The sequence below is a fragment of the Bradyrhizobium sp. SZCCHNS3002 genome (assembly GCF_032377435.1).
In the GTDB taxonomy this organism is placed as follows: Bacteria; Pseudomonadota; Alphaproteobacteria; order Rhizobiales; family Xanthobacteraceae; genus Bradyrhizobium.
The window spans coordinates 453449-476021 of the sequence record NZ_JAUHHY010000001.1; the positions used below are offsets into that span (position 1 = coordinate 453449).

Sequence of the window (22573 nt, forward strand, 5' to 3'; positions counted from 1 at the left end):
CCAGCAGATCATCCAGACCGTTCGTCGCCCGGCCCTCGGTTTTCTCCGGCCGGTGTGAGGTCGGACCGGTAGCGCAGCCGCAGCAGGTGGCCCATGCGACACCAAGATCTACGACATCAAGCGTTGCGACATCAGGACTTGCTCTCGGGCAGCTTTCTCGCCCTGGCAGCGCTGAGCACCGCAGTCTTGTGCTCCGGCCTGATGGCCTTTGCGCTCAGGTGAGCGTGGGCTTTGAGCTGAGGCCGTCCTGGCAGGCGTGAATGCGCCGTTGACGAGCCGCAAGCCCGCACCCTAAACAAGGATCGCGTCGATCCCGCGCCGCCGTGGCGTGGACGTCGCCGACGTCCTGGAGACGACGCCGGATGGAAGGGTGGCCGAGTGGTTTAAGGCACCGGTCTTGAAAACCGGCGTGCCCGCAAGGGTACCGTGGGTTCGAATCCCACCCCTTCCGCCATTCCCGTATTTGCTGGCAGCAAACTGCAGGCAGCCGGATTCGCCCGGCGATGCACTGTTCCATACTGGCAGACGCGAGAGGCTGAGAAATCCGGCCGCTGAGGCGTTGAGCCTGCCCGCAGGGTCGCGCGCGCCCCCCCCCCCCGATCAGTGGCTGACGTGCGCGCCGTTGATCGCTCGCGGCGCACCGTGAACGTCGGCAGCTTCCGGCGGCACGCCGACCCGCTCCATCAGTTCGCGAACGTCGCGGATGCGGCTGTCGAGAAGGCCGTGCATCTCTCCAAGCGTCCAGCGCAGCTCATCCACCGCGCCTGGTGCCGCGTCGGGAAAATGCGAGAGATGATAGATCATCTCGTTGAGCACCTGCCGCAGCCCGTACAGGTCGTCATGGGCGAGCTTCTGGACATCGAGCTGGCCGAGCAGCCGCTGCACGAAGCTGCGGCGATCGGGCGGCACATGGCGCAGATCGACGAACCGGTTGACGTGGAAGGCGCGCGGCGCCTCGGCGCTGCCGGCCGCGTGGGCCAGCGCGAGGCGCACGCTGTCCGCGTTGAGGTCCTCGGTATCGACGGAGAGCGTGTTCGGGAACAGGCTCTTGTGCCGTTCGATCAAGGCGTGGGTCTTGTCGTAGTACCAGCCGAACTTGTCGGCCAGCGACAGATCCATCCATTGCTGCTTCAACATCTCTCCGAAGTGGAAAGCGGTCGGACGCTTGCGCTGCGCGGCCGGCGAGTCGGCGTAGTAGAGGTGGTTCTGCGGCGACAGCGCCGCATTCTCAACCAGGCTTGCGATGCACGCCGCCCGGTCGCGCCGGCGCAGATGCACCAGCGTGACCTGGTCGCCGAGGAGCTCGGCGATGATCGGCAGCACGGCCGCATAACCGTTGCCGACGACGCAGGCATGGGGGCAATCGAGGATCGTCTGACGAATCTGATCCGCGAAGCTGGGATCGTTGGTTTCCTTGAGCTGGCAGAACAGCTCATTGAGCTCGCTCGACGCCCATTCGTGCACGGCACTGTCGCCGTTGCCCTGGTTGTCGAACACCTCCTGCATCATCCGCGCCAGCGACGTCGTGCCGTCCCGGCCGGTGCCGACGCACAGCACCCGCAGCGCGGAAGGCGGAGAATTCCTCAAGGCCACGTCACGGCGATTGCCGGAGGGGCGCGTCGCTCCATTGTCCGAGACCACGGCCGGACGCTGGCGCGTCAGCCGGCGAAGCTCCGCGGATGCCGCCTCCCACTCCAGCCTGTAGCCGTCGCGCTCGTCGCGCAGGCGGCCCATGATCACGCCCCTCTCTTCGGTGATGCGCCTGTACCGCTCGGACTCATCCTTCGCGGCGATCAACTCCGCTTGCAGCGCATCGACGAAGCGTTTCACATCCTCATCGAGGCGGCTTTCGGTGCTGGCGGTGCCAATCCCCAACCGGCCCTCGATCCATCGGCGCAGTCGCACTCTCGACAACAATCATCCTCCAAGACATCGAGCCGAACGGCCTGCTGATCGTCTGCCGTGCGATCGCTGCTGCGAATCAGCACGCCTGCGAAGACCGCCTTGCCGGCTCCGGCTCTCTACGTAATACAATTGCAATGTACATCAAAATGCGTCGCAGTTCGGTTGCAGAAGCAGCGCTGATGGGCCGGGACGTTGCGCGAGCACCCCGCTCGTGCTCGATAAATGTGCACGCCGCTGGAGCCTGCTTTCTCCCGGTCAGGCCGTCAACGCGACCAATCGTCATTTTTGGGGTATTAAAATACCGTAGCGCGGTGCGGCCGCGGTGATCATGCGTCACGGCATGCCGCAGGCGCCGCTGCTGCCAACGGACACAGCCGCGGCGACGCCAACTCCGTCGAGCTAGTCCAGTCCGCGCTCGCGACTGAGCCGCACCATCTCGTCGATGAAGATCTGCTTCTGCCTGTCGTCGAGGCTGGTGAAGAGCGGCTCCGACGCGTCGGCCACGGCGCGCTGGTCGGCGGCGCGGTCGACCAGGAACTGAGCCTCGTTGCGCATCTGCTCGACGATGTCATCCGGCGGGTCGCGCTTCGACCGCGCGATGCGCAGATCGAGCCTGTCAGCGCCGTTGCGGCCGAGCGCGTGCATCGCATTGGCGAACGGACCCCAGTTCTTCGCCTGCTCTTCCGTCAGCTTCAGCCCGGTCTTCAGCCGCTCGACATTGCTGTCGCTGTTGGCGACGATCTGTTCGGCCGTGAGTTGCGGGGCGCCTGGCTGCGTCAGCATCGGCGTCGCCTTGGCGACCTTGCTCGTCTTCGCCGGCTTGGAAGGCTTCGCCTTCCTGGCCTCGGCCAGCGGTGCCGCGGGCTGCGCACTCTGCTGGTCGTTGTTGCCGGTGAACGCCCCGGTCACGCCGGTGACCACGCCGACGACACCGCCGATCGCGCCACCGAGCACACCGCCGACCGGGCCTGCCGCCTTGTTGCCTTCGCGCGCGCCCTGCTCGACACCCCTGAACAGGCCCTGCGCGGCAGACTGACGCGGCAGCCCCGCGAGGCCGACGAGGCCCACTGACACTCCTATTGCGATGCATCCGAAAGACCGGCGCCAGATGCCGGCGGGGCTCGTCACCATCAGTTCATGCTCCGTGCAACACGTCCGACCGTCTCGCGACTTGCCGGTCGTGACGGCCATGATTCCAACGAATTCTATCGTTGCCGCACCGCGCAAGTCCATCTGTCGCACGCAGTGCGATGCATCCAACGCGTCCAGCTACATCGATTCCTGTTCTGCCGTGACGCGCTTTGCGCTGCAGCGCTCATCGTTGCGATGCAATCAGTTGCGAGACCTGCGACGATTGTGCCCGCCATTAGTTCTAGGATTCGCCCCACCTGCTTTCTCGACAGCCGCTCGCAATTCTGCTCTGATTGCACCCAAGCGAAATCCATGCGTCGCATGACGCGACGCAACAACTAACAAATCGGATTCGCACCCAAACGCTTGGCTCACCAGGGAGGGAACGCCATGTCACGGAGGAAGCTGAACCGCCGACAATTCGTTGCTGCGACCGCTGCCACCTCGGCGGTCATGATTGCCGCGCCCTATGTGCGCGGCGCCTACGCCGCCGGCAAGCTCTCGATGGGATTCTGGGACCATTGGGTTCCCGGCGCCAATCAGGCTTCGACCGATCTCGTCAACGAATGGGCTGCCAAGGAAAAGGTCGAGGTCCAGATCGACTACATCACCAGCCAGGGCAAGAAGCTCGAGCTCACCATCGCTGCCGAGGCGGCGGCCGGTTCGGGCCACGACATTCTCGCCCATCCCACCTGGTGGCCGCAGGCCTATGCCAATCAGCTCGAGCCCGTCAACGACATCATGGAGCCGATCGTCAAGGAGAATGGCTCCGTCAACGGCACCGTCAAATATCTCGGCCAGGCTGGCGGCAAATGGCTCGCGGTGCCGGCCTGCGTCGGCAGCCAGATCAAGGGCCCTTGCACCCGCATCGATCTGATGAAGAAGCACGCAGGGATCGACGTGCAGGAATTGTATCCCGCCGGCAGCCCGCCGAAGGCCGACAGTTGGACCACCGAGACGTTCCTGAAGGCGGCGGAGGCATGCCACAAGGCCGGCGTGCCGTTCGGCATCGGTCTCGGCGAGACGACCGACAGCGTCGATTCCGCCGGCGCTTTCTTCCAGGCGTTCGGCGCCGATCTCGTCAACGCCAAGGGGGACGTGACGGTCAAGACCGATGAAGTCCGTCAGGCGCTGGAGTTCTACAAGCGGCTGATTGCCGTGCTGCCGCCCGACGTCGCGGCGTGGGACGACGCGTCCAACAACAAATGGCTGGTGTCCGGCAAGGGCGCGATGATCATGAATCCGCCGAGCGCCTGGGCGGTCGCCAAGCGCGATGCGCCGCAGGTCGCCGAGCAATGCTGGACGCACGGGTTCCCGGCGGGCCCGAAGGGACGCTTCGCACCCTTCCTGCCGTACTTCTGGGGCATCTGGGCGTTCTCGAAGAACAAGGAGGCGGCCAAGAGCCTGATCGTCCACCTCTCGAAACCGTCTTCGATCGAAAAGATGGTGGTGGCCAGCGGTGGCTACGACCTGCCGGCCTACGAGAAGCTGACGACGCTGAAGGTGTGGGCCGAGGCGGCGCCGCCAAAGGGGACGCTGTTTCACTATCCCAACCCCTATAATCACCAGACGCTGTCGATCGCAGCCTCCCCTGCTCCGCCCAAGATCGCGCAGCAGATCTATGCACAGGCGACGATGACCAAGATGTGCCTGCGCTACGCCCAGGGCGAGAAGATGGAATCGACCCTCGCCTGGGCCGAAGGCGAGTGCGAAGGCTTCATGCGCAGCTGAGGCATGCTCGAAGCAACGCCGGCGGTCCGCCTCGGCAGGCGGACCGCCCCCTTTCACCTCGTCAGTGTTTCCCATCCAGTGAGGACCCCGCCGTCGCAGGGGACATCACGAGGAGCCTTTTTTCATGGTTGATGCCGCCATCGGTGAAAACGCCGTCGCCCGCCCCCGCGCGGCCCGCCGCAATGGTCTGCACAGGGCGCTGAAGCGGAAATCGACCGCCGCTTTCCTGATGACGCTGCCGCTGATCCTGCTGATCGTGCTCCTGGTCGTCTATCCCGCCCTGTATTCGGTGCATCTGGCGACCCTGAACAAGTCGATGCAGCGCTTCGTCGGCTTCGGCAATTTCGAGTTCCTGTTCAAGCGCGACACGTTCTGGCTGGTCGTCAAGCAATCCTGCATCTTCGCGATCACCGCCGTCGTCTTCAAGGCGCTGATCGGCTTCATCGTCGCGCATTTCGTCCACAACATCCCGGCCAAGGGCCAGCGCAAATGGCGCGGCATGCTGCTGGTGCCCTGGGTGATTCCGCCGGCGATGAGCACGCTGGCCTGGCTGTGGCTGTTCGACCCGTCCTACAGCGCCTTCAACTATACGCTGTCGTTCTTCGGCATCGGCCCGATCCCGTGGACCGGTGATGCCGCCTGGGCGCGGTTCTCGGTGATCCTGGTCAACGTCTGGTACGGCGCACCGTTCTTCATGATCATGTACCTGGCCTCGCTGAAATCCGTCCCGGACCAGCTCTATGAGGCCGCGGCGATCGACGGCGCCAATTGGTGGCAGCGGATCTGGTACGTGACCCTGCCGATGATGCGCAACATCATCGCCATCACGACGCTGTTCTCGCTGATCGTGACGTTCGCCAATTTCGATATCGTCCGCATCCTCACCGCCGGCGGCCCGCTCGACAAGACGCACATCTTCGCGACCTGGGCGTTCCGCGTCGGAATCGAGGGCAGCGACATTCCGCTCGGCGCCAGCGTCTCGCTGTTCATGGTGCCGATCCTCGCGGTCGCCGCCATCTTCATCCTGCGCGACGTCAACAAGCGGGGGAACGAGTCCTGATGAGCACGATGACCGTCGACAAGGCCGGCCCGACCCGCAATGTCAAATATGGCTCGATGAGCCGCGACCGCGCCTGGGCGCTGCGCTGGTCGTATTTCTTCCTGACGCTGTTCGCGATCTTCTCGCTGGTGCCGCCGCTCTACATGCTGATCACCTCGCTGAAGGGCAGCGCGGAGATCTCGGCGGCGACCAACCCCTGGTGGGTGTTCCACCCGACGCTGGAGAACTATGTCGGGCTGCTCACCTCGAACCAGTTCCTGCGCTTCTTCTTCAACTCCGCCATGGTCTCGATCATCGTCGTGATCATCACCATGCTGATCAGCATTCCGGCCGCGTTCGCACTGTCGCGGATGAAGTTCTGGGGCTCGGCGACGCTGGCGACCGGCGTGTTCCTGACCTACCTGATCCCGGACAGCCTGCTGTTCATTCCGCTGTTCAAGATGTTCGCGCTGGTCGGCGACGTCACCGGCATCCAGTTGATCAATCGCTGGTACGTGCTGCTTTTCATCTATCCGACGCTCACCGTGCCGTTCTGCACCTGGATCATGATCGGCTATTTCGCCTCGATCCCCAAGGAGCTCGACGAGGCCGCCATCATCGACGGCGCCTCCTGGCTGCAGACCTTGACGCGGATCTTCATTCCCGTCGCCCTGCCCGGCCTGATCGCGGCGACGATCTTCGCCTTCACCGTCTCCTGGGCGCAGTTCCTGTATCCGCTGGTGTTCACGACCTCGACCGACCAGCTGGTGCTGCCGGTCGGCATCGTCACCACCCTGATCAAGGGCGACGTCTTCAACTGGGGACAGATCATGACCGGGGCGCTGCTGGGCGCGGCGCCGCCGCTGATCATCTACGCGTTCCTGATGGACTACTACATTGCCGGGCTCACGGCCGGCGCGACCAAGGGCTGAGGACGGGAGTTGATCTGACATGGCTGAAGTGAGCTTGCGCAAGGTCGTGAAACGCTACGATGACGTCGAGGCCGTCCGTGGCATCGATCTCGACATCGCCGATCACGAGTTCGTCGTGCTGGTCGGCCCGTCCGGCTGCGGCAAGTCGACGACATTGCGGATGATCGCAGGGCTCGAGGACATCTCCGACGGCGACATCACGATCGGCGGCGACGTCGTCAACGACGTGCCGCCGAAGGACCGCGACATCGCCATGGTGTTCCAGAACTACGCGCTCTATCCGCACATGACGGTGGCCGAGAACATGTCGTTCGGGCTGCGGCTGAAGCACTATCCGAAGGCCGAGATCAAGAGCCGCGTGGCGGAGGCCGCGCGCATGCTGGATATCGCCGACCTCATCGACCGCAAGCCCAAGCAGCTCTCCGGCGGCCAGCGCCAGCGCGTCGCGATGGGCCGCGCCATCGTGCGCAATCCCAAGGTGTTCCTGTTCGACGAGCCGCTGTCGAACCTCGACGCCAAGCTGCGCGTGCAGATGCGCATCGAGATCAAGAAGGTGCACCAGAAGGTCCGCACCACGACGGTCTACGTCACCCACGACCAGGTCGAGGCGATGACCCTGGCCGATCGTGTCGTGGTCATGAACAAGGGCCGCATCGAGCAGATCGGCACGCCGAACGAGCTGTACCACAATCCGGCGACACGCTTCGTCGCCGGCTTCATCGGCTCGCCCGCGATGAACTTCGTGCCGTGCCGGCTCGAGGAGGCCAATGGCCGGCTCCACATCCGCCTCACCGATCGGATCGCCTTTCCGCTGCCGCCCGCGCGCGCCGCGCGCTATCAGTCCGTGTCACGGAATGAGCCGCTGCTGCTCGGCATCCGGCCGGAGCACATCACCGAGACCAAGCCGCATGCGGAGCCTGGGATCGAGCCGTTCGAGGCGCTGCTCGACGTCACCGAGCCGATGGGCATGGAGACGCTGGTCTACTTCACCCTCAACGAGACGCCGGTCTGCGGGCGAGTCAACCCCAATGCCGGCGCGCGGGATGGCAGCCCTCTGCGCATGGCAATGGACCTCAACAACATGCACCTGCTAAACGAGGCGACCGGGCTCGTGATCTGACGAGCACCAGGACGATTCAAGGGCAGGACATGACCACCAGGACGGCAACCAACAAGAACAAGATCCTCGTCACGGAATCCTTCTCGGCCAAGGGACGCGCGCTGCTCGCAGCGCGTGACGACGTCGAGATGATCGAGTTCCCCAACATGATCTCGGCTGCGGATTTCTCCGTGCTGCTCGCCTCCCATGCCCCGGTGCATGGTGTGGCTCTTGGTGCGACGCGCTTCGGCGAGCCGGAGCTCGTCGCTGCCGGCGACATGAAGGTCGTGACCCGGATCGGCGTCGGCTTCGATGCGGTCGACGTGCCGGCGCTGAGCCGCCACAAGGTGCCCTTGATGGTCGCGGGCACCGCGAATTCGCCGTCGGTCGCCGAGCAGGCGCTGTTCATGATGCTGACCTTGGCCAAGCGCGCCAACGAGATGCATGCAATGGTCAAGGACGGCACCTGGGGCTCGCGGCTCGGCGTGCTGCCGTTCGATCTCTACGGCAAGACCGTGCTGATCATCGGCTTCGGCCGCATCGGCACCCGCACCGCCAAGCGCTGCCTGGCGATGGAGATGCAGGTCCTGGTCTACGATCCCTACAAGCCCGCCGCCGACATCACCGCCGCTGGCTGCGAGCCGGTAACCGACCTCGACGCCGCGCTGCCGCGCGCCGACTTCGTCAGCATCCATTGCCCGAAGACGCCCGAGACCATCGGCCTGTTCAATGCCGCGCGTCTGCGGCTGATGAAGCCGACCGCCTATTTGATCAACACCGCGCGCGGCGGCCTGATCGACGAGGCCGCGCTGTACGACGCGCTGGCGTCCGGCCGCCTCGCCGGCGCCGGCCTCGACGTGTTCGAGCAGGAGCCGCCGCCGGTCGGCCACGCGCTGCATATGCTGCCCAACGTGATCATGGCCCCGCACGTCGCCGGCGTCACCCGCGAGGCGGTCGACCGCATGAGCGAGCAGACCGCGCGCAACATCCTCAGTGTGCTCGACGGCGTGCCGATTCGGCAGAACGTGATCAATCAGGACGTGCTCTGAATCGCGGGCTGGCGCCGTCTCGCGCTGATACTTGTGCTCAGTGCTCGAATGATCATGGCCGGGCTCCATCCCGGCCATTCACGTTTGGAGACGAGCCGGCTGAGTCGAGCGCCGTCCTGCGGGGATCTTCATCCACCGCTTTGTCGCCCAAATTTGAACGCAATGTTGCATCTCGCCCAGACTTCGCTACAACTGCAGCTATTGGCGTCGGCGTTTGCGCGCGTCAGTAGGAACAGAGGCGATCATGAGTGTTGCGACGGAGCACGCGCTCGCAACGATAGCGAGCATCCTCGACAAGCCGGAATCTGCGAAGCGTGACGACCGGGCGAGCGCGCCTGTTCCCAACTCTCCAGCCAGAAAGGCCACGGGTACGGTGGTCTCATTCGGTCAGGCCGACGGCTACACCAAGATCGGTCCCGGCCCGATCTCTGCGATCCGCTTCCGCTGGACCGCGCGGCGCGGCGAGGACGGCTACTATGTCGATGAGACCGTCGGGCCGACCTCGATCGCCGTCAGCAGCGGCCCGATGACGGCCGAAGCCGCCATCGACATGGTCGACACCCGTGCGCGCGAGGCGGCAGAGCGCTTCGAGGCACTGAAGAACGAGATGACCGGCAAGGGTGCGTTTGCTCCGGTCGAACCCGGCCGGACCTAGCGCTCGGTGGCCGCGCATCGTTGAATGATGCGCGGCATTGCCTGGTGGACCAGGAGGCTCGACCGCTGGCGGCGGCCGTGAGCCGATCCGAACGATGCGACCGCCGCCTGCCCCTCGTCCCGCGACACCGCTTCCTGTAAGAAGACCCTCGTCCCACTCAAGCCGAGGTGTCGCCATCATGGGGTTTTTCGATCGTCCGCTGTCCGTCCTGACCGGGCTCGTCCTTGTCTGCAGCCTTGCTGTGCCGGCGGCCGCGGACCAGGCCTCGCGGCTCGACGAGATCGTGCAGCGCGGTAGCTTGCGGGTCGGCATGACCGGCGACTACAAGCCCTTCACCTATCTCGACAAGGCGACCGGCAAATTCTCCGGCTTCGACGTCGACATGGCCGAGTCGCTCGGCAAGGCGCTCGGCGTCAAGGTCGAGTTCGTGCCGACGAGCTGGCCGCAGCTCATGAAGGATTTCGAGGCCGACAAGTTCGACGTCGCCATGGGCGGCGTGTCGATCACGCTCGACCGTCAGAAGAAGGGCTACTTCTCGACGCCGATCATGCGCGAGGGCAAGACACCGATCGCCCGTTGCAGCGACACCTCGAAGTACCAGACGCTGTCCGACATCGACAAGCCCGGCACCCGGGTCGTCGTCAATCCAGGCGGCACCAACGAGCGCTTTGCTCGCGCCAACATCAAGGCGGCCGACATCCGCGTCCACACCGACAACGTCACCATCTTCGACGAGATCGCCAAGGGCGACGCCGACCTGATGATGACCGACGCCTCTGAGACGCGCTACCAGCAGAAGCTGCATCCTGGTGTCTTGTGCGCCGTCCACCCAGAGAAGCCGTTCGACTTTTCGGAGAAGGCCTACTGGCTGCAGCGCGACGTGGCGCTGAAGGCGTTCGTGGACCAATGGCTGCACATCTCGACGGAGAACGGCAGCTACCAGGCGATCTACAAGAATTGGTTCGAGTAAATTCTGACGAAGCTGACGGGATGTAGGCTGAATATGCAGCGTTCGATGAATTAGGCAGACTCTCTGCAAGTGCCCCGTGAGAACGTCGGATCGAAAAAGTTAAGGCTTGGCGGAAAACGAAGCAACGTCGCTGTCACGGAGCAGAGCAGACACGCAATCAATATTCCCCGTAAGCGCCGCTCGGCCACGGGAGGAAGGGGATCATTCTCAATCGTGCGCTCCCTGTGTTGTCAAAGATGAAGGGGAATGATCCCCAAGTGAGAAGATCGGTGACAAACGGAAGCAGCAATACCCCGGCGATCATCAAGACCACCCATCGCCATGGCTGTCTCACCGTGACGAGAAACGCAACAACAGCTAGACCGTAAAGCGGCCAAATAATTGAAGTCGCAATTACGCCGAGGAAGAACGCCGCAGACGGCGAGATCAGAGCGCCCCACGTCCAGCGATGCCAGCCGAGCTTGATGAGCAAGAAAGCGTGGCTAACCGTGTGCCGCTCCACGAACGCGAGCACGATCACGCAAAGCGGCACGAACCAAAGCCAATGCCAGCCTAAGCGCAGTCCCCTACCGGTGGCCTTCGCGGTGTCGCTCATGACCGAATTCTAGCGATCGCCCTTCGCTGTTGCTAGGGGCTGAGTGTCACCTCTGGGCCGGGAGTAGATATACGATGGCCGGTTGTGACCTTAGATCGGACCTCGTGGAGCGTCAGTCTACCCGCCGTGGAATTGCACGCCGAGCCTACCCCGAACGACCCGCACCTAAACGCGATATTCCGGCGTAGTTTCAATGAGAAGACCTCTGTCCAGTCCTCCGGTAGAAAATATTCCACTTTTGTTTTTCAGAATTTCATGCTTTACTGCCGCCATCCCGCCTCATCGAAGAGGGGCGTTGCGCGCGATCGTCACGACACGCGAGGTGGGGAGGCGACGGCCGCGAGATGCCGAAAGCGTGCTTGCACGCGGACGAATGGCAGCTTGCGGACGTGAAGTCGCAGGGTCCTGATACCCCGACGCTGGTATCAAGCCGCGAAGGTGCTCAAGGCGCCGCGTGGTGATGGTGGCCAACAAGCCCGGCGCACCAGGGAGACTGCGTATAAGCGTTAAGACCGTCGCGCAGGGAATGCCGGTTGATCGGCAGCACCTGTGGTACCTGCCGCCTGCATTTTTTTACGCAGGCGGGCCATGGGTGAGGCCCTCACCCGGCATTCCCTGCGCCCTCTTCTATTTCAGAGGGGCACGACTGATGGATCACTCGGACGTCATGCGTCGCGAGACAGCAAGGTCATGCTCTAGAGTGTTAGGTGCGGATCGCTCGGGCGACACAAACGGTGTCGTCCCGGCCTCGAGCCGGGACCCATGCTCACAGGCCGTCGTTTGTGGCAGGTGCGAAGGTGCAGGCCTGCAGAACAGTCCCGCTGGTGGTTATGGGTCCCGGCTCGAGGCCGGGACGACAGTGGAGCGTGTTGTGAAAGCTCGGCTCATAACCGCGCAGCGAACGGAGTTCAAACAGGCCTCAGCCGTTGCGATACGTGTAGCTGTAGCCGTTGATCGCCGGCGCGCCGCCCAGATGGGCGTAGAGCACCTTCGATCCCTCCGGGAAGTAGCCCTTCTTGACGAGGTCGATCATGCCCTGCATCGACTTGCCCTCGTAGACGGGGTCGGTGATCATCGCCTCGGTGCGGGCGGCGAGGCGAATGGCCTCGTTGGTCTCGGCACTCGGCACGCCATAGGCCGGATAGGCGTAGTCATTCAGGATCACGATCTCGTCGTCGCGCACCTTGCGGCCGAGCTCGACCAGCTCGGCGGTGTTGTCGACGATCTGCCGCACCTGGCTGCGGGTCTGCTCCGGCGTGCCGGAGGCGTCGATGCCGATGACGCGGTCGGCGCGTCCATCCGCGGCAAAGCCGACGATCATGCCGGCCTGGGTCGAGCCGGTGACGACGCAGACGATGATGTAGTCGAACTTGATGCCCATCTCGGCTTCCTGCGCCCTCACCTCCTCGGCGAAGCCGACATAGCCGAGGCCGCCGAATTTGTGCACGGAAGCACCGGCCGGAATGCCGTAGGGCTTGCCGCCGGCGTCCTTCACCGACTGGATCGCGTTCTCCCAGCTCTTGCGGATGCCGATGTCGAAGCCGTCCTCGACGATGCGGCTGTCGGCGCCCATCAGGCGCGTCATCAGGATGTTGCCGACGCGGTCATAGACGGCGTCCTCGTGCGGCACCCAGCTCTCCTGGACGACGACGCACTTCATGCCGATCTTGGCCGCGGTCGCCGCCACCATGCGGGTGTGGTTGGACTGCACGCCGCCGATCGAGACCAGGGTGTCGGCATTGGACTCGATCGCGTCGGGCACGATGTATTCGAGCTTGCGCAGCTTGTTGCCGCCCATGGCGAGACCGGAATTGCAGTCGTCGCGCTTGGCGTAGATCTGCACCTTGCCGCCGAGCGCCGCCGTCAGCCGCGGCAGATGCTCGATCGGGGTGGCACCGAAGGTGAGCGGATATTTTTTGAATTTGTCGAGCCGAAGCACGGGGCCTCTCCGTGGGTGAATGAGATCGGTCGTCCCCAACATACGAAAAAGCCTGAGAAAGGTGCTCTCTTTATTGGCGCAGAATTTCATGCTTACGTTGGCACTTGGCTCGTTGAGCGATGGGTTTTCCCAAAACTTGTGTGTCATATGAAAGAAACTTCCGAAACCGATCTCGACCGCGTCGACCGACGCATCCTGCAACTGCTGCAGAAGGACGGCCGGATGAGCAATGCCGAGCTTGCCGCCACCGTTCACGTCAGTCCGGCCACCTGCCATCGCCGCACCCAGCGCCTGTTCGAGGAGGGCTACATCCGGAGCGTGCGCGCGCAGATCGCGCCGGAGAAGGTCGAGCGCAGCGCACTGGTGCTGGTCGGCGTCGTGCTCGACCGCTCGACGCCGGAGAGCTTTCGCACCTTCGAGGCCGCGATCCGCAAGCTCAAATTCGTGCTCGACTGCCATCTCGTCGCCGGCGATTTCGACTTCTTCCTCAAGATCCGCGTCCGCGACATGCAGGACTTCAACCGCATGCATGGCGACCAGCTGATCTCGCTGCCCGGCGTGCGGCAGACCCGCACCTTCTTCGTGATGAAGGAGGTGGTCGACAATGCGCCGCTGGATTTCTGAGCGGAGGGCGCGTTGAACCAGGGCTGCCGCAGCGGCGACTTAATTGCGCGTGAGCTCGCTCACATCAGCAACCGACATCGTGGAGATCCTGATGAAGAGGCTGTTGGCCGTTGCTGCCGTGGTTCTGGCCAGCAGTGCCGCCGAGGCGCAGTACGTCATCGAGTACGGCGGCAAGACGATCCGCATCGATCCCGACCGCGGCACCGTGCAGATCCCCGGCGTCTACGACAATACCGAGCAGAAGAAGTCCAAGCGCACCAAGCGCGATCCGGATCAGGCGGCCAGGCCGCCGGCCGCGGCGGACAAGCCGGCTCCGGCGCCCACCGAGGCGGCGGTCACCCCGGCCCCGCAACCGCCTGCTCCCGCCGTCGCGGTCCCTGCTCCAGTTCCCGCCGAGCCTGCTCCGACGGCAGCCGCACCGGTGAGCCCGCCGGCCGCTCCTGCTCCCGTCCAGGCGGCCGCGCCACCGGCGCCGCTGCCGCCACCTCCGGCGGCCCCAGCCGCCAATGCCACGGCACCTGTTGCGCCGCCGGCCGCTGCGGCTCCTGCTGCTGCTCCGGCTCCCGCCGCCGCGCCGCCGCCACCGCGTCCAGCCCAGACGCCTGCCGTGACCACCGCAGCCGCTCCGCCCGCTGCGGCGCAGACCGCCGGTCGCGATCCCAACTCGCCGGTCGGCATCTGGCTGACGGAGGAGAAGGAGGGCCAGATCCGCATCGAGCCCTGCGGCGCCAATCTCTGCGGCTACGCCGTGGATGCGAAGACCAAGCAGAACGGCGAGCAGATCCTGATCAACATGCGGCCGAGCGACAAGGCCCAGGAGAAGAAGTGGACCGGCCGCATCTTCGATCCGAACAGCGGCAGCACCTACGATTCGACCATCGCGCTGAAGGGAGCGGACAATCTGCGCGTGCAGGGCTGCGCCTTCGGCGGCATGTTCTGCGGCGGCCAGACCTGGACGCGGGTGAACTGAGCCCGGCGCGCGACGCGCCTCCAAAAGCAAAGCGCGCGGCCCTGCGACCGCGCGCTCTTGGTCTTGCTAGTCCCGCATCAGCCGACCGGCGTCGCATATTCCTCGTCGGTGACGTGCTCCATCCACGTCACGTGCTCACCGTTGAGCGATTCATGCATCGCGACGTGGACCATGCCGGTGGTCGGCGCGGCGCCATGCCAGTGCTTCTCGCCCGGCGGAATCCACACGACGTCGCCGGCCTTGATCTCGCGCACCGGCCCGCCCTTGGCCTGCACCCGACCGACGCCCTGAATCACGTAGAGCGTCTGTCCGAGCGGATGGGTGTGCCAAGCGGTGCGCGCGCCGGGCTCGAACGCCACGCGCGCCGAGGCGACGCGGGCCGGCGCCTGCGGTGTGATGATCGGGTCCTGCCACACCGTGCCGGTGAAACTTTCGGCCGCCGCGCGGCGCGTGGGGCGCGAGCCCGAGAGATAAACATCCACCATGGTTCTGCCTTTCCTGAGTCCTTGCAGTCGATCGATCGCCGCGTCGGCCGCGACCTACTTCTTCGACGCCGCGTAGCGCGCCTTGGTCTCGGCATTCATCGGATAGAGGCCCGGCAGCACCGCGCCCTTGTTCACCTCGTCGACGATCCAGGCTTCCATGCGCTCCTGCTCCGGGCCTTCGGCGAGCACGTGATCGAGCATCGCCTGCGGGATCAGCACCGCGCCATCTTGGTCGGCGACGATGACGTCGTTCGGAAACACCGCAACGCCGCCGCAGCCGATCGCCTCGCCCCAGCCGACGAAGGTGAGCCCCGCGACCGACGGCGGCGCGGCGTAGCCATCGCACCACACCGGCAGGCCGGTGCCCATCACGCCTTCGAGGTCGCGCACGACACCATCGGTGATCAGCGCGGTGACGCCGCGCTTGACCATGCGGGCGCACAGGATGTCGCCGAAGATGCCGGCGTCCTTGACGCCCATCGCATCGACCACGGCGATGCAGCCTTCGGGCATCGCCTCGATCGCGGTGCGGGTCGAGATCGGCGACGACCAGGATTCCGGCGTCGCCAGATCCTCGCGCGCCGGCACGAAGCGCAGCGTGAAGGCGGGACCGACCAGCCGCTTCTGTCCCGGGCGCAGCGGCTTGGCGCCGCGCAGCCAGACATTGCGCAACCCCTTCTTCAGCAGGACCGTCGTGATGGTCGCCGTAGTGACCTGGGAGAGGGTAGCGATGGCTTCGGGAGTGAGGGACATTGTGAGACTGGCGCTCCAAACAGGCTGGCGGAAAAAGCAGGCGCATCTTGCGAGCGACGAAGGCCGCGTCAAGGGCATGCTCAGTGCGCCCAGCGCATGCGGGGCCTGCAGCGGCCCGATAAGGTCTTCTTATCGCGGGGCATCCGATTAATTTATTGAATTTTCGAGACTTTTTGTCTCCAGCGCAATTCCACTGGCGATCGAAAGCAGCTAGATGAGGAACAGCAACACGGATCTTTTCGGACAAATGGCCGACTCTTTTCCACCTCCTCGCCTGCTGCCCAGCGGCGACAGCGCGGTCACCGTCGAGTTCAGCCGGACCATCGACGAGACCGCCAATCGCCGCGTGCTTGCGCTCGACCATGCGGTGGCAGCGGCCGGGATCGAGGGCATCACCGAGACGGTGCCGACCTATCGCTCGCTGCTGGTGCACTACGATGCAGGTGTGATCGACCACGACACGCTTGGGGCAAAGCTGTTGGCGCTGTCGGCCGGGTCGCTTGCGCCGGACAGCGAGGTCAGGCGCTGGCGGGTTCCAGTCTGCTATGGCGGAGAGAATGGCATCGACCTCGAGGATGTCGCGAAGGCGTTGGGCCTGACGCCGGACGAGGTCGTCGCCCGCCATGTCGCCGGCATCTATCGCGTCGCGATGATCGGCTTCACGCCGGGCTGGTCCTATTTGTCCGGTCTCGATCCGACGCTGCAGATGTCGCGCCGCCAGAATCCGCGGCTCTCGACACCGGCAGGCATCATCGCGATCGGCGGCATCCAGACCGGCATCCAGTGCCTTGCCGGCCCCTGCGGCTGGCACCTGCTCGGGCGCACCGCGATGCGGACGTTTCAACTGCACCGCGACCCGACCTTCCTGCTCGAGCCCGGCGACGAGGTCAGCTTCTACGCCGTCGACGTGAAGACCTTCGCAGAGCAGGAGCGCGCCGCGGAGGGCGGCGAGCTCATCGCAGAGCGGATCGCCGCATGAGCACGCTCGTCGTCTCACAGATCGGTCCGGCAAGCTCGGTCCAGGATGGTGGGCGTTTCGGCGCTCAGCGCTACGGACTGACGCCATCCGGCGCGATGGACAAGCTGGCGCTGGCCGCAGCCAACAGCCTCGTCGGCAATGTGCCGATGGCGGCTGCGATCGAGATCGGCCCGTTCGGCGCGACGTTCGCGGCGAAGGGCGGCGCGGTGCGCGTGGCGCTCGCCGGCGCGCAGCGGCCGGCGGACGTCGCCAAGCGGCCGATCGAGATCAACACGTCGGTGACACTGAACGACGAAGAGCAGCTCACGCTCGGCTTTGCGCGCGGCGGCTCGTTCACTTATCTGGCCATCGAAGGCGGCATCGCCGGCGAGCCGATGTTCAACAGTCTCTCGGTGAATGCGCGCGCCGGGCTCGGCAGCCCCTACCCGCGGCCGCTCCAGGCCGGCGACAGGTTCGAGGTCACCCCCGCCAGCGACGCGCCGGAACTGCGGATTGATGTGCCGAGAATGAGCGGCGTGATCCGCGTCGTGATGGGGCCGCAGGACGATGAGTTCAGCGACGAGATGAAAGCGCTGTTCCTCGGCAGCGACTGGATGGTGTCAGCAACCAGCGACCGCATGGGCTATCGCCTCGAAGGACCGCCGATCCGCCATCTCCATGGCCACAACATCGTCTCCGACGGCACCGTGGACGGCAGCATCCAGGTGCCTGGCAACGGTTCGCCGATCGTGCTGATGTCCGATCGCGGCACCAGCGGCGGCTATCCGAAGATCGCGACCGTCATCACGGCGGATTTCGGCCGCCTGGCGCAGACGCCCGCCGGCACGCCATTCCGCTTCAAGGCCGTGAGCATCGCCGAGGCGCAGGCCGAACTGCGCCGCTACAAGGATCTGCTGCGCAGCCTGCCCGGCCGCGTCACCGAGCTCGCCAACAGCGATTTCAATGTCGATGCGCTGTTCACGGCCAATGTCGCCGGTCATGCGGTCAGCGCAACCGACGCCACCACCTGGCCCGGAGCGACTCCCGATTGATTTGAGCACATCTCACGCTGTTTCGGACCCATCAACGAGCGGACCCTGACATGACCAGCACCGTCGACCTGAACTGCGACCTCGGAGAGAGCTTTGGCCCGTGGGAAATGGGCAACGATGCCGCCATGATCGAGCTGGCGACGTCGGTGAACGTCGCCTGCGGTTTTCATGCCGGCGATGCCGACATCATGCGCCGCACGGTCGAGATGGCGAAGGCCAAAGGCGTCAGCGTCGGTGCGCATCCCGGCTATCGCGATCTGCATGGTTTCGGCCGGCGTCCGGTACCCGGATTGAAATCATCGGAGATCGAAAACCTCGTCGCCTATCAGATCGGCGCGCTGCAGGCGATCGCCACCGCGGCCGGCCACAAGGTCACGCATGTGAAGGCCCACGGCGCGCTGTCCAACGTCGCCTGCGAGGACGACATGACGGCAAACGCGATCGCCAAGGCGATCAAGGCCGTCGATCCCAGCCTGATCTTCGTCGTGCTCGCCAACTCAAAGCTGGTGACCGCGGGCGAGAAGGCCAATCTGTCGATGGCGCACGAGGTGTTCGCCGATCGCGCCTATGGCGACGACGGGCTTCTGGTGTCGCGCAGCAAGCCCGGCGCCGTGCTGCACGATCCCAAGGTCATCGCCGATCGCGTCGTGCGCATGGTTCAGGATGGCGCGGTGATCTCGGTGACGGGCAAGGTGATGAAGATGCGCACCGACACCGTCTGCATTCACGGCGATACCGCTGGCGCGGTCGAGATTGCGCGGGAGGTCCGCAAGGCGCTGGACGCGGCCGGCATCACGGTCGCGCCGTTCAAGAGGTGAGGAGGATCAGAACGGGTGCGTGAAGGATGTGCCCAGGGTGATCGCGGCAATCAGCGCCATCGCGCTGTAGAAGGCAACCAGCGCGACAGTTGCGCCGCGCTCGCGAATGGCGCGGGCCTGGGGCATCTGTCGCAGGGGCGTCGATATCGTCCGCATGGCCGGTCTCCTGAAGTTCCGGCCATGAGAAAAGCGTTCTCGCGGGCCGGTGCAAGGCAACCGGCGAAATAACGACAAGCCCCCTGCTTCGGGTCCCGCTGGAACCAAAAAATTCTCGGCCGGGCTCGCGGCCGAGAATATTCTCCGCAGGGTTCCCCTTCAGTAGACGTCGAGCTGGAACCGGCCCTTCTTCTTGAGGTCGGCCACGAAGCTGACGGCCTCGTCGGTCGAGCGGGCCCCGAACTGGGCGACGATGTCGACGAGGGCGCGCTCGACGTCCTTGGCCATGCGCTTGGCGTCGCCGCAGATGTAGAGATGGGCGCCGTCGGCGAGCCAGGTCCAGACCTCGCGCCCGACCTCGCGCATGCGGTCCTGGACGTAGAACTTCTTGTCGCCGTCGCGCGACCACGCCAGCGACAACCGCGTCAGGAGGCCGGCCGTCTTCATGGCGTTCAGTTCGTCGGCGTAGAAGAAGTCGCAGTCGCTGCGCTGATGTCCGAAGAACAGCCAGTTCTTGCCGGGCGCGCCGGTCGCCCTGCGGTCGTGCAGGAACGCGCGGAACGGCGCGACGCCGGTGCCGGGACCGACCATGATGATCGGCGTCTTCGGATCAGCGGGCAGCGCGAATCCGTGCGCCTTCTGCACATAGACGCGCAGCTTGTCGCCGGGATTGATCCGCTCGGCCAGGAACGTCGAGGCAAGTCCCAGCCGCTTGCGCTTGCCGATGACGTAGCGGACGCAGTCGACCGTCAGCGACAACCTGCCGGGCGTGGCATTGTGCGACGACGAGATGGAGTAGAGCCGCGGCTGCAGCGGCTCCAGCGCCTCGACGAAGGCCTCCGGATGCGGCCGGACGCCGGAGAACTTCTGCAGCACCGCCATCACGTCGAGCGTCGCCGCGTCGCCGTCGGGATCCTCGCCCTGCGCCAGCTGCCGCGCCTTCTCGCGGGTTGCGCCGCCGGTGATGAAGGAGATCAGTTCGAACAGCGAATCCGGCGCCGGCGCCAGCGAGACGTCCTCCAACAGGCACTGCCGCAGCGGCTTGCCGTTCACCTCGGTCATGTGCGAGGCGCCGAGCAGCGCGATGATCTGATCGACGAGGCCGAGATCGTTCTTGGCGAAGATGCCGAAGGAATCGCCGACGACGTAGTCGAGCCCGCTCTCGCCGAGATCGAACTCGATGTGCCAGGTCTCCTTCTCCGAGCCCGGCTTGTTGAGCAGGCGCCGCGACAGGAACGTCGCATCGACCGGATTGTCGCGCGAGCGACCGGGCTCGCTGACGACGACGGAGACGGTGGCCGGCGCAGCCGCAGCGGGCTTGGCCGCGGCCGGAGCCCTGTCGATCTCCTCGTAGAGCGCCTTGAGCATCCGCGCGGTTTCCTTGCCGCCGGGGACGCACAGATTCAGCCGCGCCTCGCTGCGATCGGCAATCGCATCCGAATAGTCGCTGCAATTGTAACCGCATTGGCCGCAGTCCTGCTGCGCCATGGCCGCCATCATGCGCCGGCGCAGCGGACGGCCGTCGGCGAGCTTCATGCGCTCGGCGATCGGCATGGTCTGGTCGTGCCATGGCGCCTCGCCGTCGTCACCGTCGCCCGCGGGCGCAAGCACGGCGCCGTTCTGCACCGGCGACAACGCTGTCGCGCCGTCGAAGCCGAGCGCTCCGGCCAGAAAGCCGTTGAGCCATGAGCGTTGCGCCTCGGAGAATGGCGCCGTCGAAGGAATGATCTCGATCTTGGGCATGGGCGTGATCTGGTTCATGCAGACACCTCCGACGAGGTCTGGGCTTCGGCGAGATTGCGCAGCGCCTCGCCGTCGTGACGGCGTGCGAACGACAGGAAGGTCTCCTCGGGAGAGGCGCGATGGGCGAGATAGGCCTTGAGCAGCTTCTCAACGGTTACAGGCGCATCCGCCGCCTTGAGGTCGCGATAGACCTCGCGGCCGATGTCGGCCTGCGGGCCGAACCCGCCGCCGGCGAACAGGTGATAGCCCTCGACCGTGTCGTCGCCATCACCGACCGGCACCTTTGCCGCGATCATGCCGATGTCGCTGATGTAGTGCTGGGCACAGGAATGATGACAGCCGGTGAGATGGATGTTCAACGGGGTGTCGACGTCCACTCTGCTCTCGCACCAGTCGCCGATCTCGGCCGCATGCTTCTTGGTGTTGGATGCCGCGAACTTGCAGCCGGCGTTGCCGGTGCAGGCGATCAGTCCGGCGCGGATGTGCGAGGCCTTTGTCGACAGCCCGATCTGCTCGATCGCCGCACAGGCCAGCGCGACCTTGTCGTCGGGAACGCCCGAGAGCAGCAGGTTCTGCCACACCGTGAGCCGGATCTCGCCGTCGCCGAGATCGGCTGCGATCTTGGCGAGCGCGCGCATCTGGTCCGTCGTCAGCTTGCCCAACGGCAGCACCACGCCGATCCAGTTCACCCCCTGCTGCTTCTGCTGGTGGACGCCGATATGGGCCATGCGATCGGCGTCGGGCCGCGGCGCGAGCGCCTCGTCGGGGACGCGCGCCAGCTTGCGGCCGAGCCTTGTTTCAACGGCTTCCATGAACTTGTCGTGGCCCATGCTGTCGAGCACATATTTGAGCCGAGCCTTGAGGCGATTGGTGCGGTCGCCGGTCTCGATGAACAGCCGCACGATGGCGTCGGCCACCTCGGTCGCCCGCTCCGGCTCGACGATGATCCCTGTCGGCTTGGCGAAATCCTTGTGTCCGGTGATGCCGCCGAGGCCGAGCTTGAACCACACGCCCGGCGCAACGCCAAAGCCGTCCTTCACCTCGACCGCCGAGAAGGCGATGTCGTTGGTGTCCTCCAGTGCCGCGATCCGTCCGGCGCCGTCGAAGGCGACATTGAACTTGCGCGGCAGGCCGTACAGCGAGCGGTCGTTGAGGATGTGGAAATGCCATTCGCGGGCGAAAGGCCGCGTATCCAGCAATTCCTGCGGATCGATGCCGGCCGTTGGCGTCCCCGTCACATTGCGGATGTTGTCGGCGCCGGAGCCGCGCGCCGTCAGACCGAGATCCGAGAGTCCTTCCAGCAGCATGACCGCGTGCCGCGGCGGGATTTCGCGCAGTTGCAGGTTGGCCCGCGTGGTGACGTGGCTGTAGGGGCCGCAAAGCTGGTCGGCGAGATCGGCAAGGCCCGTCAGTTGCCAATGCTTCAGGATGCCGTTGGGAATGCGCAGCCGGCACATATAGGAATCCTGCGCCGGCGCGACGTGAAACAGGCCGTAATAGCGCCAGCGGAAATTGTCGGCCGTGGATGGCGCAGCATCATTGCGCGCCTGCTCCTTCAGCCTCTCGTAGGCATCGAAGGGATGGAGCTCGCGCTTGACCTTCTCCTGGTCGACGAGCTTCCGTCCCGACGCGATCACCTTGTCCTGCGCCTTGATGTGGATGGCGTCTGGACCGGTCGGCTCGCTTGCTGTCGGCGTGCCACCCTGGCCGCGCCCTGCCAGCGTGACCTTGAGGCCCGCAGCCAAGCCTTCGAGGTAGCGCTTCTGCTCGTCGTTGAAGTCGACTGACAACGATTCGATTTTCATGATGGCGGACGAAGCTCCAGCGGCCACGGCGGTTGGCGTTCGGGAATGGGATGAGGATCGCACCGTCCGACAGGCCGACATGGCCTGCTTCCGATGAAAGATCCGACCAGCTTCGTTGCTGCGGAAATCCGACACGGATTGCAGTCAGCGGCATCTGCGGCGGC

21 protein-coding genes and 1 tRNA gene are annotated in these 22573 nt (G+C 65.2%); 13 read left to right on the forward strand and 9 right to left on the reverse strand.

Annotated elements, in window-relative coordinates; genetic code table 11:
* Window positions 1-364: 364 nt before the first annotated feature.
* Window positions 365-454, forward strand: a tRNA-Ser gene (locus QW845_RS01990).
* 146 nt (window positions 455-600) lie between these two features.
* Here QW845_RS01990 and QW845_RS01995 read toward each other — a convergent pair.
* Together QW845_RS01995 and QW845_RS02000 are read right to left on the reverse strand one after the other, a co-directional pair.
* A complete protein-coding gene (locus QW845_RS01995; RefSeq protein WP_315799986.1) occupies window positions 601-1875 on the reverse strand; it encodes a hypothetical protein in 1275 nt (424 codons plus the stop codon).
* 429 nt (window positions 1876-2304) lie between these two features.
* Window positions 2305-2949, reverse strand: a complete 645-nt coding sequence (locus QW845_RS02000; protein ID WP_315800427.1) for a Spy/CpxP family protein refolding chaperone — start codon at window positions 2947-2949, stop codon at window positions 2305-2307.
* Between the two features lie 477 nt (window positions 2950-3426).
* Here QW845_RS02000 and QW845_RS02005 point away from each other — a divergent pair, with 477 nt between their 5' ends.
* The 7 genes from QW845_RS02005 (at window position 3427) to QW845_RS02035 (ending at window position 10511) form a co-directional block, all read left to right on the forward strand.
* Complete coding sequence (locus QW845_RS02005; protein WP_315799987.1) at window positions 3427-4767, forward strand: ABC transporter substrate-binding protein; 1341 nt, start codon at window positions 3427-3429, stop codon at window positions 4765-4767.
* 124 nt (window positions 4768-4891) lie between these two features.
* A complete protein-coding gene (locus tag QW845_RS02010) occupies window positions 4892-5827 on the forward strand; it encodes a sugar ABC transporter permease (protein ID WP_315799988.1) in 936 nt (311 codons plus the stop codon).
* A complete protein-coding gene (locus QW845_RS02015; RefSeq protein ID WP_315799989.1) occupies window positions 5827-6738 on the forward strand; it encodes a carbohydrate ABC transporter permease in 912 nt (303 codons plus the stop codon). Before QW845_RS02010 ends, QW845_RS02015 begins: the two co-directional genes overlap by 1 nt.
* Before the next feature lie 19 nt (window positions 6739-6757).
* Window positions 6758-7858, forward strand: a complete 1101-nt coding sequence (locus QW845_RS02020) for a sn-glycerol-3-phosphate ABC transporter ATP-binding protein UgpC (RefSeq protein WP_315799990.1) — start codon at window positions 6758-6760, stop codon at window positions 7856-7858.
* 29 nt (window positions 7859-7887) lie between these two features.
* Entirely contained in the window at window positions 7888-8886 is a 999-nt protein-coding gene (locus QW845_RS02025; protein WP_315799991.1) for a hydroxyacid dehydrogenase, read from the forward strand.
* 244 nt (window positions 8887-9130) lie between these two features.
* Entirely contained in the window at window positions 9131-9541 is a 411-nt protein-coding gene (locus QW845_RS02030) for a hypothetical protein (RefSeq protein WP_315799992.1), read from the forward strand.
* 178 nt (window positions 9542-9719) lie between these two features.
* Window positions 9720-10511, forward strand: coding sequence for a transporter substrate-binding domain-containing protein (locus QW845_RS02035; RefSeq protein ID WP_315799993.1), 792 nt, complete (start codon window positions 9720-9722; stop codon window positions 10509-10511).
* 157 nt (window positions 10512-10668) lie between these two features.
* Here QW845_RS02035 and QW845_RS02040 read toward each other — a convergent pair whose 3' ends face one another.
* Window positions 10669-11106, reverse strand: a complete 438-nt coding sequence (locus tag QW845_RS02040; RefSeq protein ID WP_315799994.1) for a hypothetical protein — start codon at window positions 11104-11106, stop codon at window positions 10669-10671.
* Window positions 11107-12025: 919 nt separating this feature from the next.
* Window positions 12026-13045: a 1-aminocyclopropane-1-carboxylate deaminase gene (locus QW845_RS02045; protein ID WP_172108925.1), complete on the reverse strand. Its 1020-nt coding sequence runs from the start codon at window positions 13043-13045 to the stop codon at window positions 12026-12028.
* 147 nt (window positions 13046-13192) lie between these two features.
* Between QW845_RS02045 and QW845_RS02050 the strand changes: the two genes are divergently transcribed.
* The gene (locus tag QW845_RS02050; protein ID WP_315799995.1) at window positions 13193-13669 is read left to right on the forward strand and encodes an Lrp/AsnC family transcriptional regulator; all 477 of its coding nucleotides are present in this window, start codon (window positions 13193-13195) and stop codon (window positions 13667-13669) included.
* Between the two features lie 91 nt (window positions 13670-13760).
* The gene (locus QW845_RS02055; RefSeq protein ID WP_315799996.1) at window positions 13761-14639 is read left to right on the forward strand and encodes a DUF2147 domain-containing protein; all 879 of its coding nucleotides are present in this window, start codon (window positions 13761-13763) and stop codon (window positions 14637-14639) included.
* 77 nt (window positions 14640-14716) lie between these two features.
* Here QW845_RS02055 and QW845_RS02060 read toward each other — a convergent pair whose 3' ends face one another.
* Together QW845_RS02060 and QW845_RS02065 are read right to left on the reverse strand one after the other, a co-directional pair.
* Window positions 14717-15124, reverse strand: coding sequence for a cupin domain-containing protein (locus QW845_RS02060; RefSeq protein WP_315799997.1), 408 nt, complete (start codon window positions 15122-15124; stop codon window positions 14717-14719).
* 54 nt (window positions 15125-15178) lie between these two features.
* Complete coding sequence (locus QW845_RS02065) at window positions 15179-15877, reverse strand: ribonuclease activity regulator RraA (RefSeq protein WP_006613956.1); 699 nt, start codon at window positions 15875-15877, stop codon at window positions 15179-15181.
* 247 nt (window positions 15878-16124) lie between these two features.
* On the opposite strand from QW845_RS02065, the gene pxpB reads away from it, so the two are divergent.
* From pxpB to QW845_RS02080, 3 genes are read left to right on the forward strand one after another with little or no spacing between them, the layout of a single operon-like run.
* Entirely contained in the window at window positions 16125-16856 is a 732-nt protein-coding gene (gene pxpB, locus QW845_RS02070) for a 5-oxoprolinase subunit PxpB (RefSeq protein ID WP_315799998.1), read from the forward strand.
* On the forward strand, window positions 16853-17887 hold the full coding sequence (locus QW845_RS02075; protein WP_315799999.1) for a biotin-dependent carboxyltransferase family protein: 1035 nt from the start codon (window positions 16853-16855) through the stop codon (window positions 17885-17887). Before pxpB ends, QW845_RS02075 begins: the two co-directional genes overlap by 4 nt.
* 50 nt (window positions 17888-17937) lie before the next feature.
* Complete coding sequence (locus tag QW845_RS02080) at window positions 17938-18705, forward strand: 5-oxoprolinase subunit PxpA (protein ID WP_315800000.1); 768 nt, start codon at window positions 17938-17940, stop codon at window positions 18703-18705.
* Between the two features lie 6 nt (window positions 18706-18711).
* On the opposite strand, the gene QW845_RS02085 is transcribed toward QW845_RS02080, so the two are convergent.
* The 3 genes from QW845_RS02085 to QW845_RS02095 all read right to left on the reverse strand — a co-directional run bounded on the left by QW845_RS02085 (window position 18712) and on the right by QW845_RS02095 (window position 22409).
* Window positions 18712-18861, reverse strand: coding sequence for a hypothetical protein (locus tag QW845_RS02085; RefSeq protein ID WP_315711980.1), 150 nt, complete (start codon window positions 18859-18861; stop codon window positions 18712-18714).
* 159 nt (window positions 18862-19020) lie between these two features.
* Window positions 19021-20622 carry a sulfite reductase subunit alpha gene (locus tag QW845_RS02090; RefSeq protein WP_315800001.1) on the reverse strand — a complete coding sequence of 534 codons (1602 nt, stop codon included), beginning with the start codon at window positions 20620-20622 and terminating at the stop codon, window positions 19021-19023.
* Entirely contained in the window at window positions 20619-22409 is a 1791-nt protein-coding gene (locus QW845_RS02095) for a NirA family protein (RefSeq protein WP_315800002.1), read from the reverse strand. Before QW845_RS02095 ends, QW845_RS02090 begins: the two co-directional genes overlap by 4 nt.
* Window positions 22410-22573: the final 164 nt, after the last annotated feature.

Coding starts and splice junctions, on each gene's coding strand:
- QW845_RS02040 (WP_315799994.1), bottom strand. CDS start 11,106: ATGAGCGACACCGCGAAGGCCACCGGTAGGGGACTGCGCTTAGGCTGG.
- QW845_RS02050 (WP_315799995.1), top strand. CDS start 13,193: ATGAAAGAAACTTCCGAAACCGATCTCGACCGCGTCGACCGACGCATC.
- QW845_RS02060 (WP_315799997.1), bottom strand. CDS start 15,124: ATGGTGGATGTTTATCTCTCGGGCTCGCGCCCCACGCGCCGCGCGGCG.
- QW845_RS02010 (WP_315799988.1), top strand. CDS start 4,892: ATGGTTGATGCCGCCATCGGTGAAAACGCCGTCGCCCGCCCCCGCGCG.
- QW845_RS02055 (WP_315799996.1), top strand. CDS start 13,761: ATGAAGAGGCTGTTGGCCGTTGCTGCCGTGGTTCTGGCCAGCAGTGCC.
- QW845_RS02030 (WP_315799992.1), top strand. CDS start 9,131: ATGAGTGTTGCGACGGAGCACGCGCTCGCAACGATAGCGAGCATCCTC.
- QW845_RS02085 (WP_315711980.1), bottom strand. CDS start 18,861: ATGCGGACGATATCGACGCCCCTGCGACAGATGCCCCAGGCCCGCGCC.
- QW845_RS02005 (WP_315799987.1), top strand. CDS start 3,427: ATGTCACGGAGGAAGCTGAACCGCCGACAATTCGTTGCTGCGACCGCT.
- QW845_RS02015 (WP_315799989.1), top strand. CDS start 5,827: ATGAGCACGATGACCGTCGACAAGGCCGGCCCGACCCGCAATGTCAAA.
- QW845_RS02090 (WP_315800001.1), bottom strand. CDS start 20,622: ATGAACCAGATCACGCCCATGCCCAAGATCGAGATCATTCCTTCGACG.
- QW845_RS02025 (WP_315799991.1), top strand. CDS start 7,888: ATGACCACCAGGACGGCAACCAACAAGAACAAGATCCTCGTCACGGAA.
- QW845_RS02065 (WP_006613956.1), bottom strand. CDS start 15,877: ATGTCCCTCACTCCCGAAGCCATCGCTACCCTCTCCCAGGTCACTACG.
- QW845_RS02035 (WP_315799993.1), top strand. CDS start 9,720: ATGGGGTTTTTCGATCGTCCGCTGTCCGTCCTGACCGGGCTCGTCCTT.
- QW845_RS02020 (WP_315799990.1), top strand. CDS start 6,758: ATGGCTGAAGTGAGCTTGCGCAAGGTCGTGAAACGCTACGATGACGTC.
- QW845_RS02075 (WP_315799999.1), top strand. CDS start 16,853: ATGAGCACGCTCGTCGTCTCACAGATCGGTCCGGCAAGCTCGGTCCAG.
- QW845_RS02095 (WP_315800002.1), bottom strand. CDS start 22,409: ATGAAAATCGAATCGTTGTCAGTCGACTTCAACGACGAGCAGAAGCGC.
- pxpB (WP_315799998.1), top strand. CDS start 16,125: ATGGCCGACTCTTTTCCACCTCCTCGCCTGCTGCCCAGCGGCGACAGC.
- QW845_RS02080 (WP_315800000.1), top strand. CDS start 17,938: ATGACCAGCACCGTCGACCTGAACTGCGACCTCGGAGAGAGCTTTGGC.